The organism is Beutenbergia cavernae DSM 12333 (assembly GCF_000023105.1).
Taxonomy (GTDB): Bacteria; Actinomycetota; Actinomycetes; order Actinomycetales; family Beutenbergiaceae; genus Beutenbergia; species Beutenbergia cavernae.
The window spans coordinates 2,035,304-2,049,663 of sequence record NC_012669.1 but is presented as its reverse complement, the minus strand read 5'-3'; the positions used below and the strand labels follow the sequence as shown (position 1 = coordinate 2,049,663).

The following is a 14,360-nucleotide window of genomic DNA, read 5'->3' as shown; positions in this document are numbered from 1 at the left end:
GTCCCCAGGGCGCAGGACGACGACGGCGCCGCGCCGCTAACGTAGCGGCGTGACCCTGCGCATCGCCGTCCAGATCCAGCCCCAGCACGCCGACTACTCGGCCATCCGCGACGCCGTCCGCCGGTCCGAGGACCTCGGCGTCGACATCATCTTCAACTGGGACCACTTCTTCCCGCTCCGCGGGGACGCAGACGGCAAGCACTTCGAGTGCTGGACCATGCTCGGCGCCTGGGCCGAGCAGACCGAGCGGGTCGAGATCGGCGCGCTGGTCACGTGCAACTCGTACCGCAACCCCGATCTCCTCGCCGACATGGCCCGCACCGTCGACCACATGTCCGGCGGCCGGCTCATCCTCGGCATCGGTGCCGGCTGGTTCGAGCGGGACTACGACGACTTCGGCTACGAGTTCGGCACGGCGGGTGCCCGCATCGCCGACCTGGCCGAGGCCATGCCCCGGATCAAGGCGCGATGGGCCGCGTCGAACCCCACCCCGACGCGGGACATCCCGATCCTCATCGGGGGTGGCGGCGAGAAGAAGACGCTGCGGATCGTCGCCGAGCACGCCGACGCCTGGCACTCGTTCGGCGACGTCACGACGCTGCGCCGCAAGAGTGCGATCCTCGACGAGCACGGGGCCGCCGTCGGACGCGACACGGCGACCCTCGTCGAACGGTCCATCGGCGTCAGCGCACCGCCGGAGGCCGTCGCGCAGCCGCTCGTCGACGCCGGGGCCACGCTGTTCACGATCGGGGCGAGCGGTCCGGACTACGACCTGTCGCTGGTCGAGAAGTGGATCGCCTGGCGCGACGCCCAGCGCTGATCAGTCGGGAGGCCGGCACAGCCGGGCGTGCCACGCCATCGCCGACACGTCGGTGAGCGAGGACACCTGGTCGACGACGACGCGCAGCCGCCCGGCGTCGTCGTCCGCCCGCCGGTAGTCCACGAGGAAGTGCTCCTCCAGGGCGAGCTCGGCCCGCTCGAGCAGGACCTCCACGAGGTCGGTCAGCACGCGTCGCTGGTACGTGTACAGCGGCTCGTGCTCGCGCGGCGCCATGACGTACAGCGCCGCGACCCCCTTGAGCACGGCGATCTCCGCCGTCGTCGCGCCCGGCACCTGCAGCGAGGCGGAGTAACGCGTGAGGCGCCCCCACCCGTAGGCCTCGCGCGTCGCGTCCACCGCAGCGCCGGCGAACCGCCCGATCAGCTGGCTCGTCATGTCCTTGATGGCGGCCAGCGAGCGGCGGGACCCGTCGTAGGCATCCACCCAGAACGGCGCACCGAGCAGCGTCGTCAACGCGGTGTGCAGCTCGTCGTCGGAGACCTCCGGGTCGTACCAGTCGCGGGCCTGCGCCACGATGCGGTCCTGCTCGTGGGGCGACCGGAGCCGCGCGGGGTCCACGCGGCCGCCGACGATCGCGTCCTCGACGTCGTGCACCGAGTAGGAGATGTCGTCGGCAAGATCCATCACCTGAGCCTCGAGGCACCGCTCCCCGTGCGGCGCTCCCTCCCGCATCCACGCGTACAGCTCGAGGTCGTCGTCGTAGACCCCGAACTTGCGGTTCGGACGTCCGTCGCGCCGCAGCGGGCCGTCGCCCCGCCGCCACGGGTACTTCGTGGCGGCGTCCAGGCTCGCCCGCGTGAGGTTGAGCCCGACGCCGACCCCGTCCGGCGTGAACGTCTTGGGCTCGAGGCGGGTGAGGATCCGGAACGTCTGCGCGTTCCCCTCGAAGCCCCCTGCCCCGTCCGCGGCGTCGGCGAGCGCCGTCTCGCCGTTGTGGCCGAACGGCGGGTGCCCGAGGTCGTGCGCGAGGCACGCCGTGTCGACCACGTCCGGGTCGCAGCCCAGCAGCTTCCCGAGCTCACGACCCACCTGCGCCACCTCGAGCGAGTGGGTCAGCCGCGTGCGCACGAAGTCGTCGGTGCCCGGTCCGAGCACCTGCGTCTTCGCGCCCAGCCGCCGCAGCGCCGACGAGTGCACCACCCGTGCGCGGTCCCGCTCGAACGGCGTCCGCCGCGGGCTCTTCGCCGGCTCCGGCAACCACCGCTCCCAGTCGCCGCGCACATACGCGGCGCCGGAGCGCGTGTCGAGCTCGGAGGAGGTCATCACCACCGAGCGTAGTGCGGCGGTGTCGACGGCGGGGCGCGGCTGCCCCGCCCGCGTTCGCGGCGTTCGGCCCCGACCTCTCGCTCGATTTTGTCCGCCGCGGGGCCGGGCGAACAATGGGCCCATGACGGCACCGACGGACCTGACGACCACGACGACGACGCTCGTCTCGTCGGCGCACGACGGCCCGACGGCGTGGTGGCGCTCCGCCGTCATCTACCAGGTGTACCCGCGCTCGTTCGCGGACTCCGACGGCGACGGGTACGGCGACATCCCCGGCATCACGTCGCGGCTCGGGCACCTCGCGCGGCTCGGCGTCGACGCCGTCTGGCTCTCCCCCTTCTACCGCAGCCCCCAGGCCGACGCCGGCTACGACGTCGCCGACTACCGGGACGTGGACCCGCTCTTCGGCACGCTCGACCACGTCGACGAGCTCATCGCCCGCGCCCACCAGCTCGGGCTGCGCGTGATCGTCGACCTGGTCCCGAACCACACGTCGGACGACCACGCCTGGTTCGGTGCGGCCCTCGCGTCGCCCCCTGGCTCGCCCGAGCGGGCGCGGTACCACTTCGCTGACGGACGCGGCGACGGCGGAAGCGAACCGCCGAACAACTGGACGAGCGTGTTCGGCGGCCCCGCCTGGACGCGGAGCCGAGGTGCGGACGGCGAGCCCGGGCAGTGGTACCTGCACCTGTTCGACTCGCGGCAGCCCGACCTCAACTGGGCCGATCCCGGCGTGCGTGCCGAGTTCGTCTCGGTCCTGCGGTTCTGGCTCGACCGCGGGGTGGACGGCTTCCGCGTCGACGTCGCGCACGGCATGGTCAAGCAGGACGGCCTGCCGGACTGGGCCGGGCACTCGGCGATGATCGCGGAGGACGAGCACCAGCAGGCACCTGAGCCGGACACCGACGCGGAGCCCGAGGTCGGCGCCGCGGGGCCGATGTGGGACCAGGAGGGCGTCCACGAGATCTACCGCGAGTGGCGGGAGGTGCTCGAGGGCTACGACGGCGACCGCGTGCTCGTCGCCGAGGCGTGGGTGTCTCCCCTGTCCCGGCTGGCGCGGTACGTCCGCGACGGCGAGATGCACCAGGCGTTCAACTTCGCGTTCCTCACGACCCACTGGTTCGCGCCGCAGCTGCGCGAGGTCGTCGAGGACTCGGTGCGCGCCAACGACGTCGTCGGGGCACCGACCACCTGGGTCCTGTCGAACCACGACGTGGTCCGGCACGCGTCCCGGCTCGGTCTGCCGCACCCCGGCGGCAAGGCGGCACCGATCGGCCCCGGCGACCCGCAGCCGGACGAGGCCCTCGGCCTGCGCCGCGCCCGGGCGGCAGCTCTGCTGATGCTCGCCCTGCCCGGATCGGCCTACCTGTACCAGGGCGAGGAGCTGGGGCTGCCGGAGCACACGACGCTCGACGACGCCCTCCGCCAGGACCCGGCGTTCTCCCGCTCCGCCGGCGCGGACCGCGGCCGGGACGGGTGCCGGGTCCCGCTGCCGTGGGCGGCTGACGCCCCGGCTCTCGGCTTCTCCCCCACGGGTGCGGCGTGGCTGCCGCAGCCGGACTCGTGGTCCGCCTACGCCCTCGACGCCCAGAAGGGCGTGGCGGGCTCGACGTACGAGCTGTACCGGGAGGCGCTGCGTCTGCGGCGCGACTACCGCCTCGGAACCGGCTCGCTCGCCTGGGTCGAGGGCCTGCCCGCAGACGCCCACGAGACGGCCGTGGTCCTCGTGAACCGCGACGTCGTCGTCGCCACGAACCTCGGCCCGCGCCCGCAGCCCCTGCCGGCCGGGATCGAGATCCTCCTCGCCAGCGCCGAGATCCTCACCGACGACGACGGCGTCCGGCACCTCCCGTCGGACGTCACCGTGTGGGCGCGGCTGACCGAGGCCGCCCTCGAACGATCCCCGATCGGACCGGACTGACCCCTCGCGAAGTCGGGCCGGCCAGGCCTATCGTGCTGGACATGTGCCGCAACATCCGGACCCTCCACAACTTCGCCCCGCCCGCCACCTCCGACGAGGTGCACGACGCCGCGCTGCAGTTCGTGCGCAAGATCGCCGGGACCACCAAGCCGTCGAAGGCGAACGCCGAGGCGTTCGACCACGCCGTGGTCGAGATCGCCCACGTGACCCAGCACCTGCTCGACGCCCTCGTGACGACGGCGCCCCCGAAGGATCGCGACGTCGAGCGCGAGAAGCTGATCGCGCGCTCGCGCGACCGGTACGCGCGCCCGGAGGCGGCCTCCGCCTGAGCGGCGCGACCGCCGTCGGGATCCCCTCGCCGGCGCGTCAGCCCTTGACGGAGCCGGCGGTCAGCCCGCCCACGATGTACTTCTGCAGGAACAGGAACAGCACGAGCACGGGGATCGCTGAGATCACCGCGCCCGCCGCGAAGAGTCCCCAGTTCGCGTCGAGCTGCGACGACACCCAGCTGTAGAGCCCGACGGCGAGCGTCCAGTTGCTCTCCGACTGCAGCACGATCCGCGCCACGATGAACTCGCTGAACGTCGAGATGAACGACAGCAGACCGACCACCGCGAGGATCGGCACGACGAGCCGCAGGATGATCGTCCAGTAGATCTGGGCGTGGGTGGCACCGTCGATCTTCGCCGCCTCGTCCAGCTCCTTGGGCACCGTGTTGAAGAACCCGTACATGAGGAACGTGTTCACTCCGAGCGCTCCGCCGAGGTACACGCAGATCAGCGCGACCCTGCTGTTGAGGCCGAGCGCCGGCACGACGTTCCCCAGCCCGAGCAGCAGCAGGAAGATCGCCACGAACGCGAGCATCTGCGGGAACATCTGGACCACGAGGAGGGACGTCAGCCCGACGCGTCGTCCCGAGAAGCGGAACCGGGAGAACGCGTACGCCGCGGCGGCGCCCATGAGGACCGTGCCGAGGCTCGTGACGACGGCGATCATCATCGTGTTGCCGAACCAGGTCCAGAACGCCGTGGCTCCGAGGTCCGCATAGTTGGCCGAGTCCACGGCGGCGAACAGCGCGTTCGAGCCCGTGAGCGTGCCCCCCGGCGCGAGGGACGCGGAGACGACGTAGACGAGCGGGAACGCGGCGAACACGACGAAGATCACGCCGACGAGGTGCCGCCAGCCCAGGTCGGCCGCCCACCGGCCGAACGAGCCGCGGCGGACCGGCGCGGCGCGGCGGGTGGACGGGGTCGCGGTCTGCGTGGCCATGTCAGTTGATGTCCTCCAGCGACCGGGTCCGCCGGAACGCGATCGCGGAGATCGTGCCGACGATGACGAAGATGACGATCGACAGGGCGCTCGCGAGTCCGTAGTTGCGTGGCGCGTTCCCGTCGATCCCGGAGATCGAGTAGACCATCGTGATGAGGATGTCCGTGTGCCCGAGCGGCACCGACGCGTCGGCGAACCTCGGCCCGCCGCCGGTGAGCATGTAGACCAGCGTGAAGTTGTTGAAGTTGAACGCGAACGAGGAGATCAGCAACGGCGCCGTCGCGACGAGCAGCAGCGGCAGGACCACGGAGCGCCACGTCCGCACCCGGCCCGCGCCGTCGATCTGTGCGGCCTCGAGCACGTCGCCGGGGATCGCCTGCAGAGCGCCCGTGCAGATGAGGAACATGTACGGGAACCCGAGCCACAGGTTGACGCCGAGGATCGCCAGCTTCGCGAGCGTCGGGTCGGTGAGCCACGGGATCTCGGCGCCGCCCAGGAGCACCTCGTTGATGAAGCCGAACCTCCGGTTGAGCAGGCCCGACCAGATGAGGGCGGCGAGGAACGGCGGGAGCGCGTACGGCAGGATCATCAGCGTCCGGTAGATCCTGCGTCCCCGGAGCCGGTCCTCGTTGAACGTGATCGCGAGGAACAGGCCGAGCAGGAACGTGGTGAGGACGCTGAGGATCGCGAACGCGAACGTCCACAGCAGGATCGCGACGAACGGCTGGGCGTACCGCGCGTCTCCGAACGCCGTCACGAAGTTGTCGAAGCCGACGACGACCCGCCACCCGACGGCGAGCGTGCTGCCGTCCTCGGCCTCGAACTGGCCGTCGTCGTTCGGTGCGTAGACGACGCCCGTGGTGGTGTCGGTCATCGTGTCGGCGGCCTCGTCGTACACGAGGACCGACTCGTAGACGTACCCGGTGCGCGCGTCGGTCGTGCGGATCGACCCGTCCTCGGCGTCGTCGGAGACCGGGACGCGCAGCGCCGTGACCTCGTCCTGGCGCTCGAGCACCCCCTGCCGGTCCACCAGCTCGAAGCCGGGGACGGCGGTGATGACGCCGTCGTCGACCGACGCGTCGTCGACGCCGGCGAGCGGCCGGTCCGCCGTACCGGCCTCGACGTCGCCGTCGGCGTCGACGATCGCGAAACCGAGCTCGCCGCCGTCGGACACGACGACGAGCGGGAACGACTCGGAGCCCTCCACCCGCCGCTCGTTCTGGACGAGCAAGGCCTCGACCGCCTGCTCCTTGGTCGAGTTGTGCCCGTCCCCGTAGTTCGTGAACGCGACGTAGCCCGTGTAGAAGACGACGTAGATCTGGAAGACGAGCAGGAAGGCCAGTCCCGGGAGGATGTACTTCAGCGCGAGCGCACGCTTGGAGAAGTACACGTAGTTCGCCGCCGCCAGCAGGGCGACCATGGACCACAGGATCCCGAACGACCGCTCGTTCCAGGCGGCGAGCACCACGTAGACGCCGAAGGCGTCGACGACGGCGAGCAGCGCCAGCTTCGCGAGGAAGCCGGCGGACCACGTCCGCGCGTGCGAGGTGCGCGGGCTCTCGGCGGGCTCGGGTTCGACCCGCTGCGTGGTGAGCTGCGAGCTCACGGACACCTCCGGCGACGACGACGGGTGCTGACGGACGGTGGCGCTGGGCACGGACGTGTGCCCGGCGGGCGGCGACGGCGCGGCGCGGGAGTTCCCGCGCCGCGCCGCGGCGTCAGGCGGCGTCGAGCGCGCCCTGGATGTCGGTGACCATCTTCTCCCAGCCGGCGGTGGGCTCGAGGGAGCCGCTGATGATGCCGGCCTCGGTCACGCCCCAGAACTCCCACACGGAGGCCATCTCGGGGATCGACGGCATCGGGAAGGCGTCCGCCCCGACGGCACGGAAGCCGTCGGTGACGGGGTCCTCGGACGCGACGTCGGCGGCGGCCGTCAGGGCCGGCGGCCGGTTGCCCGCCTCGTACAGCGCGAGCTGGGCCTCCTCGGTCGACATGTAGTTGACGAGGAAGTCGTTCGCGAGGATCGCGTTCTCGCTCTGCGCGCTGAGGTAGAAGCCGGCCACGCCGACGAACGGCCGAGCGGGTTCGCCGCCGGCGCTCGGGATCGGGTCGATCGCGAGGTCGAGACCCGGGAAGCTCTCGATCATCCAGGGGCCGCCGATGATGAACGGCGAGTCGCCCGCCGCGAACGCGGCGACCGCGATGTCGTACGTCACTGCCGTGTCGAGCACGCCGGCCGCACCCTGCTCCGCGAGCCACCCGGCGAACGCGTTGCCCGGCTCCCCGCCGAGCGCGAGCTCCGGGGCGTACGTGCCGTCGTCGTTCTGCTCGAACACGCCCGCCCCGAACGAGGTCTGCAACGGGTACATCGTGTACGGGTCGCCCTCCTCGCTGACCTGGATCAGGAGGGGGAACTGGGTCCCCGCGGCGGTGCCGGCGGCGACGGCGTCGTCCCAGCTGGCGGGAGCCTCGGGCGCGAGCGCCGTGTTCCGGATGAGCGCGATGTTCTCGACGGCGTACGGCAGCCCGTACACCTGGCCGTCCTGCGTGAAGGCCTCGATCGAGACGGGCTCGAACTCGCCCGCCATGTCGCCGATCTCGATCGGGGCGACGACGCCGTTGGCCGTGAGCTCGCCGAGCCAGTCGTGCGCGCCGACCGTGATGTCGGGGCCCTCGCCGGTGGGCACCTGGGCGAGGAAGTCCGTGCGGATGTCCTCGAAGTTCTTCAGGACGAGCTCGACCGTGGCGCCGGTCTCCTCCTCGAAGACGGCGGCGGCCTCCTCGACGGCGGCCTGGCGGGTCTCGTCGACCCAGACGGTGATCGTGCCGCCGTCGGCAGCGGGAGCCGACTCGGTCGCCTCCGGTGTCTCTTCCTCGCCGCTGCCCGCGCTGCCTCCGCAGGCGGTCAGGACGAGAGCGGCGCTCACGGCGAGCGCGGCGAACGGGATGCTCCGTCGCATCGTGTGTCTCCCAACGAGTGTGACGTCCGGCCGAAGTCCGCTCCGACCCTGTGGTGGCGACCGTAACCGCGCGTCTGGCGTTCTTGCAAGTTGTTGCGGTAACGTTCCAGCAACGCTTTTCACGGCGTAGTCTCGCCCTGCACCGATGACGCCGACGACGAGGAGGAGGTGCCGTGGCTGGTTCCACCACGCGAACCCGGCTCAAGGACCTGGCCGAACAAGCCGGGGTCAGCACGGCCACCGTGTCGCGCGTCCTCAACCGCAAACCGGGCGTCGCGGAGGAGACGCGGCGCGCCGTCTACGAGGCGCTCGACCTCCTCGGCTACGAACGCACCCGCCTGCCCGAGGCGACGTCCGCCGGGCTCGTCGGCCTGGTCCTGCCGGAGCTCACCAACCCGGTGTTCCCGGCGTTCGCCCAGTCGATCGAGACGGTGCTCGCGCACCACGGCTACACGCCGATGCTCTGTACGCAGACCTCGAGCGGCGCGACCGAGGACGAGTACGTCGAGACGCTGCTCGCCGCGGACGCCGCCGGCATCGTCTTCGTCTCCGGGCTGCACGCCGACACCCAGGCCCCGGTCGATCGCTACGAACGGCTGCACACCCGCGGCGTGCCGTTCGTCCTCGTCAACGGGAAGCCCGAGCGGCTCGACGCCTCGGCCGTGTCCGCCGACGAGCGCCTCAGCATGCACCTGGCGGTGCGTCACCTCGTCTCGCTCGGGCACACCCGGATCGCGCTCGCGATCGGACCCTCACGGCTGCTGCCGGCGGTCCTCAAGCGGGACGGGTTCATCAAGGCGCTCGCCGATCACGTCGGGACCGACGACGGCGAGGAGCACGTCCGCACCACGCTGTTCACCGTGGAGGGCGGCCAGGCAGCGGGGCGCGAGCTCGTCCGGGAGGGGTACACGGCCATCGTCTGCGGCTCCGACCTCATGGCGCTCGGCGCGATCCGGGCCGTGCGGTCTGCCGGGCTGCGTGTTCCCGAGGACGTCTCGGTGATCGGCTACGACGACTCACCGCTGATGCCGTTCACCGACCCGCCGCTCACCACGCTGCGGCAGCCGGTCGAGGCGATGAGCCAGGCCGCTGTGAACACGCTCCTCGCGGAGATCGCCGGATCCCCCGCCCGGCCCGAGCTGCTCTTCGACCCGGAGCTCATCGTGCGCGGGTCCACCGGCCCGGTGCCCAAGGCGGCCCCGCCGTCGTGAGCTCCGCTCGCCCCCGGGTAGGCGGACGCCGGGACTCAGCCCCCTGAGACGCTCAGCTCCGCCTCCGCGAGCATCGCGCGCAGCTCGGCGTCGACGTCGCGCGAGTCGAGCCAGCCTGCCGGCACGCTGGGCGCCTTCGGCGACCCCGCCCGGCCGCGCGGCCCCTCGGCGCCCTCGCCCGGGTACGCCTGGTCGAGGTCGAGCGCGGCGAGCCTGTCGTCCAGCTCGGCGAGCGACGACACCAGACCGAGCGCGGCGCGCGCCTCGCCGCCCACGACGTAACCCTTGAGGTACCAGGACGCGTGCTTGCGCAGCTCGCGCAGGGCACGCTCCTCCTCGCCGAAGTGATCGACCATGAGCTCCGCGTGGCGCCGGAACGTCGCCGCGACGTCGGCCAGGCCGGGCCGCACCCTCCGAGCCGAGCCGGCGAACCCGGCCACCAGGTCCGTGAACAGCCACGGTCGGCCCTGGCAGCCGCGGCCGACGACGACGCCGTCGCACCCGGTCTGCTGCACCATCGCGAGCGCGTCCTCCGCGGACCAGATGTCGCCGTTGCCCAGGACCGGGACGTCGGTGACCGTCTCCTTGAGCCGCGCGATCGCCTCCCACCGCGCCTCGCCGGAGTAGTACTGCTCGGCCGTCCGGGCGTGCAGCGCCACCCACGCGGCTCCGGCCTCCTGCGCGAGCAGGCCGGCGTCGAGGTAGGTGAGGTGGTCGTCGTCGATGCCCATCCGCATCTTCACCGTCACGGGCACGCCCGACGGCGCCGCCTCGTCGACGGCGGCGCGCACGATGGCGGCGAACAGGTCGCGTTTCCACGGCAGGACGGCGCCGCCACCCTTGCGGGTCACCTTCGGCACGGGGCACCCGAAGTTGAGGTCGATGTGGTCGGCGCGGTCCTCGGTGACGAGCATGCGCGCCGCGAGGCGAACGGTGGCGGGGTCGACGCCGTAGAGCTGCACGCTGCGCACCCGCTCGTCGGGAGCGGCGGTGATGATCCGCATGGACTCCGGCGTCCGCTCGACGAGTGCCCGCGACGTCACCATCTCGGAGACGTACAGCCCCTCGGGAGCGTCGCTGGCCAGCACGTCGGACGACGCGTCGGCGCCCAGGCCGTCCCGGCCCGCGGCACGGCAGAGCGCGCGGAACGGCGCGTTCGTCACGCCCGCCATGGGGGCGAGCACGACGGGCGTGCCGAGCGCGAGCGGCCCGAGTCGCAGAGTGGTCACGCGCCCATTCTCCCAGGTCGCCCGCGGTGGGGTGCGATGGACCCCGGCACGCGGCGCGACGTGCCAGGCTCGGTAGCCCGGCCGGACCAGCGTCAGGAGCGCAGCGTGCCCTACTTCCACCGCGTCGACGAGACGTCGTTCCGCCCCACGGACCACGTGTCCGGCGCCTGGAACACCCGGGAGCAGCACATCGCGCCGGCGCTCGGCCTGCTGGCGCACCTCGTCGAGGTCGACCGGGACGCCCGCGGGCGGCACGACCTGGCGGTCACGCGGCTCTCGTACGACATCTGGGGGACGATCCCGCTCGACGTCGTGCACACCGCCGTGCGGGTGCTCAGGCCGGGCCGCAGCGTCGAGCTCGTGGAGGCCGAGCTGTCGCACGGCCAGAGGCGCGGCCTCACGCTCCGCGCCTGGCTCACGCAGGCGGGCGACACCGCCACGCTCGCCGCGACGGACCTGCCGGCACTCCCCGGCCCCGACACCATGGACCCGTGGGACCCCGCCACGGTCTGGCCCGGCGGGTTCATCCGGTCGGTCGAGGTGCGGCGCGTCGCGCTCGGCCCGGGCCGGGCGGGGTTCTGGGTCCGGACCGACGTGCCGCTCCTGGACGGGGAGCCGGTGAGCCCTCTCGCCCGGGCGGCCGGACTGATCGACGGCTCCAACGGCCTCACGGTGCGCGCGGACCCGCGCGAGGTGGCGTTCCCCAACGTCGACCTGACCGCGCACGCGTTCCGAGCGCCCGACGACGGCTGGCTCGGCTTCGACACCGCCGTCTCGTTCGGGCCCACGGGCGCCGGTCTCACCAGCAGCGTCCTCCACGACGCGGGCGGGCCGTGGGGCACGAGCGCGCAGAGCCTCCTCGTCCGGCGGCTCTGACGCAGCGATCCCCGTCGGCGAGTCAGACCCCCGCGCTCGAGTCAGACCCTCCGGAGGGTCTGACTCGAGCGCTCGGGTCTGACTCGCGCTCACCGCGGGCGCGGGAGGAGCGCACGAGCAGCGCCGCGATGCCCGTCGTCGCCGGGATGGCCAGCACCAGCCCGATCGAGGAGACGAGCGTGCGCACGACCTCCTCCACGATCTCCCCCGTCGTCAGCGTCCCGAGCAGCGTCCGGTCGTACAGCGAGGCGAGCATGATGAGCGGCAGCGCCGTCCCGACGTACGCGAACGCGAGCGTGTACACGGTCGAGGCGATGTGGTCCCGGCCGATGCGCATGGCCCGCGAGAACACGCGCCGACGCGACGCCGTCGGGTCCGCCGCGTGGATTTCCCACACGGCCGACGCCTGCGTGATCGTGACGTCGTTGAGCGCGCCGAGCCCGGCGATGACGATCCCGCACACCAGCAGCGCGCTGAGCGACAGGTCGGGGAACGTGCCCGCGAGCATCACCTGGTCCTCCGAACCGGTCCCCACGAGCCGGGCCGCGCCGGTCGACCAGGCCGCGAGCGCCGTCGTCACGGCCAGGCCCCCGAACGTGCCGAGCAGCGCCGTCGTCGTCCGGATCGAGACCCCGTGCGCGAGGTACAGCGAGACGAACATCATGGCGCTCGACCCGACGAGCGCGACGAGCAGCGGCGACGTCCCGAGCATGAGCGCGGGCACCACGAAGAAGCCGACCACGGCGAGCGACATGCCCAGACCCGCCATCGCCGCCAGGCCGCGCCACCGGGCGACGAGCAGCACGACGGCGGCGTAGATCCCCACCAGGATGCCGATCGGGACGTCGCGGTCGAAGTCCACGAACACGTACGGCACCCCGGTCCCCAGCGCCTCCGGGACGAAGATGACCCGGATGCGGGCGCCGGCGTCGACGCCTTCGCGCGCGACCTCCGGCGGCACCTGGATCGGCACGCTCTGCCCGGCGCCCTGCCCGGTCTCGAGGCGCACGAGCACCTCGGTGTCCGCGCCCTGGGTGCCCTCGAGGACCACCGCCTCGTCGAACGTCACCCCCGGCGCGCCGAGCGGGATCGACCCGATCGGGGTGTCGCCCCGCGGCCACAGCGCGAGCAGTCCTGCGACGGTCGCGACCAGCAGGGGGAGCACGCACGCGAGCAGCACGGTGCGCGCTCGGCGCGCCTCGGCGTCCGGGAGCGTGATCGCGCCGTGCTCGTGCGCGACGACGCCGTCAGCGTCGTCCGCGGGCCCGCCCGGCTCCGAGTGCTTCGCCATCCGTGTCAGGCGCCGACGAGGTGCTCCGCGAGGTAGCCGCGGACCTTCGACAGCGCCACCCGCTCCTGCTGCATCGAGTCACGGTGCCGGACGGTGACGGCGTCGTCGGTGAGCGTGTCGAAGTCGACGGTCACGCAGAACGGCGTGCCGATCTCGTCCTGCCGCCGGTAGCGCCGACCGATCGCCCCGGCGTCGTCGAAGTCGACGTTCCACGCCTGACGCAGCTCGGCCGCGAGCCCGCGGGCCTTCGGCGACAGGTCGCCGCTGCGGCTGAGCGGCAGCACCGCGACCTTGACGGGGGCGAGCCGGTGGTCGAGGCGCAGGACGGTGCGCACGTCGACGCCGCCCTTGGTGTTCGGTGCCTCGTCCTCGGCGTACGCCTCCACGAGGAACGCCATGAGGGAGCGGGTCAGGCCGGCCGCCGGCTCGATGACGTACGGCACCCACCGCTCGTTCTTGCCCTGGTCGAAGTAGGACAGGTCACGTCCGGAGTGCTCGGAGTGGGTCTTGAGGTCGAAGTCGGTGCGGTTCGCGATCCCCTCGAGCTCGCCCCACTCGCTGCCGGTGAACCCGAAGCGGTACTCGATGTCGACCGTGCGGGTGGAGTAGTGCGAGAGCTTCTCGGCGGGGTGCTCGTAGAGCCGCAGGTTGTCCCGGTCGATGCCGAGGTCGACGTACCAGTCGGTGCGCGCGTCGATCCAGTACTGGTGCCACTGCTCGTCGCTGCCGGGCTCGACGAAGTACTCCATCTCCATCTGCTCGAACTCGCGCGTGCGGAAGATGAAGTTCCCCGGCGTGATCTCGTTCCGGAACGACTTGCCGATCTGCGCGATGCCGAACGGCGGCTTCTTGCGCGCGGCGCCCATCACGTTCGCGAAGTTCACGAAGATGCCCTGGGCCGTCTCCGGCCGCAGGTAGTGCAGCCCCGACTCGTCCTCGACCGGGCCGAGGTACGTCTTGAGCATCATGTTGAAGTCACGGGGCTCGGTCCACTGCCCGCGGGTGCCGCAGTTCGGGCACGCGATCTCGGCGAGCCCGCCCTCGGGAGCGCGTCCCTTCCGCTCTTCGAACTCCTCGATGAGGTGGTCCTCGCGGAAGCGCTTGTGGCAGGAGAGGCACTCGGTGAGCGGGTCCGAGAACGCGCCCACGTGCCCGGACGCCACCCAGACGGGGCGCGGGAGGATGACCGAGGAGTCGAGCCCGACGATGTCGTCGCGGCTCGTGACCATCGCGCGCCACCACTGCCGCTTGATGTTCTCCTTGAGCTCGACGCCGAGCGGTCCGTAGTCCCACGCGGAGCGGGAACCCCCGTAGATCTCGCCGGCCTGGAAGACGAATCCTCGGCGCTTGGCGAGGCTGACGACGGCGTCGAGACGGCTGGACGAGCTGGCCACGATGGAGTTCTCCTCTACTCGGTACCGCACCTGGCGGGTGCGGGCGGCGAAGCGCTCAACCTACCGTGTCCCCCGCGCAGGTCCTGACGGAGCCCACCCTGT

The 14,360-nt window shown here is 72.1% G+C and carries 12 protein-coding genes; 5 read left to right on the top strand and 7 right to left on the bottom strand.

Going from position 1 to position 14,360, the window contains the following annotated elements:
- Positions 1 to 49: 49 nt before the first annotated feature.
- A complete protein-coding gene (locus BCAV_RS09000; RefSeq protein ID WP_015882283.1) occupies positions 50 to 820 on the top strand; it encodes an LLM class F420-dependent oxidoreductase in 771 nt (256 codons plus the stop codon).
- Here BCAV_RS09000 and BCAV_RS08995 read toward each other — a convergent pair whose 3' ends face one another.
- Positions 821 to 2,104 carry a deoxyguanosinetriphosphate triphosphohydrolase gene (locus BCAV_RS08995; RefSeq protein WP_015882282.1) on the bottom strand — a complete coding sequence of 428 codons (1,284 nt, stop codon included), beginning with the start codon at positions 2,102 to 2,104 and terminating at the stop codon, positions 821 to 823. It abuts the gene before it with no gap.
- Between the two features lie 124 nt (positions 2,105 to 2,228).
- Here BCAV_RS08995 and BCAV_RS08990 point away from each other — a divergent pair, with 124 nt between their 5' ends.
- Both BCAV_RS08990 and BCAV_RS08985 read left to right on the top strand, forming a co-directional pair.
- Complete coding sequence (locus BCAV_RS08990) at positions 2,229 to 4,028, top strand: glycoside hydrolase family 13 protein (RefSeq protein ID WP_015882281.1); 1,800 nt, start codon at positions 2,229 to 2,231, stop codon at positions 4,026 to 4,028.
- A 41-nt stretch (positions 4,029 to 4,069) separates the two neighbouring features.
- Complete coding sequence (locus BCAV_RS08985; RefSeq protein WP_015882280.1) at positions 4,070 to 4,357, top strand: DUF2277 domain-containing protein; 288 nt, start codon at positions 4,070 to 4,072, stop codon at positions 4,355 to 4,357.
- A gap of 37 nt (positions 4,358 to 4,394) precedes the next feature.
- Here BCAV_RS08985 and BCAV_RS08980 read toward each other — a convergent pair whose 3' ends face one another.
- The 3 genes from BCAV_RS08980 to BCAV_RS08970 form a co-directional block, all read right to left on the bottom strand.
- Positions 4,395 to 5,297, bottom strand: coding sequence for a sugar ABC transporter permease (locus BCAV_RS08980; RefSeq protein ID WP_015882279.1), 903 nt, complete (start codon positions 5,295 to 5,297; stop codon positions 4,395 to 4,397).
- A gap of 1 nt (position 5,298) precedes the next feature.
- Complete coding sequence (locus BCAV_RS08975) at positions 5,299 to 6,903, bottom strand: ABC transporter permease subunit (protein ID WP_015882278.1); 1,605 nt, start codon at positions 6,901 to 6,903, stop codon at positions 5,299 to 5,301.
- Positions 6,904 to 7,015: 112 nt separating this feature from the next.
- Positions 7,016 to 8,257 carry a sugar ABC transporter substrate-binding protein gene (locus tag BCAV_RS08970; RefSeq protein WP_015882277.1) on the bottom strand — a complete coding sequence of 414 codons (1,242 nt, stop codon included), beginning with the start codon at positions 8,255 to 8,257 and terminating at the stop codon, positions 7,016 to 7,018.
- Positions 8,258 to 8,430: 173 nt separating this feature from the next.
- On the opposite strand from BCAV_RS08970, the gene BCAV_RS08965 reads away from it, so the two are divergent.
- Positions 8,431 to 9,468: a LacI family DNA-binding transcriptional regulator gene (locus tag BCAV_RS08965; protein ID WP_015882276.1), complete on the top strand. Its 1,038-nt coding sequence runs from the start codon at positions 8,431 to 8,433 to the stop codon at positions 9,466 to 9,468.
- 35 nt (positions 9,469 to 9,503) lie between these two features.
- Here the strand turns inward: BCAV_RS08965 and dusB are convergent, their stop codons facing one another.
- The gene (dusB, locus tag BCAV_RS08960) at positions 9,504 to 10,697 is read right to left on the bottom strand and encodes a tRNA dihydrouridine synthase DusB (RefSeq protein WP_015882275.1); all 1,194 of its coding nucleotides are present in this window, start codon (positions 10,695 to 10,697) and stop codon (positions 9,504 to 9,506) included.
- A gap of 105 nt (positions 10,698 to 10,802) precedes the next feature.
- Here dusB and BCAV_RS08955 point away from each other — a divergent pair, with 105 nt between their 5' ends.
- Positions 10,803 to 11,573, top strand: coding sequence for a thioesterase family protein (locus BCAV_RS08955; protein WP_015882274.1), 771 nt, complete (start codon positions 10,803 to 10,805; stop codon positions 11,571 to 11,573).
- Positions 11,574 to 11,595: 22 nt separating this feature from the next.
- Here the strand turns inward: BCAV_RS08955 and BCAV_RS08950 are convergent, their stop codons facing one another.
- Positions 11,596 to 12,864: a YibE/F family protein gene (locus BCAV_RS08950; RefSeq protein WP_015882273.1), complete on the bottom strand. Its 1,269-nt coding sequence runs from the start codon at positions 12,862 to 12,864 to the stop codon at positions 11,596 to 11,598.
- Between the two features lie 5 nt (positions 12,865 to 12,869).
- A complete protein-coding gene (locus tag BCAV_RS08945; protein ID WP_015882272.1) occupies positions 12,870 to 14,258 on the bottom strand; it encodes a glycine--tRNA ligase in 1,389 nt (462 codons plus the stop codon).
- Positions 14,259 to 14,360 lie beyond the last annotated feature (102 nt).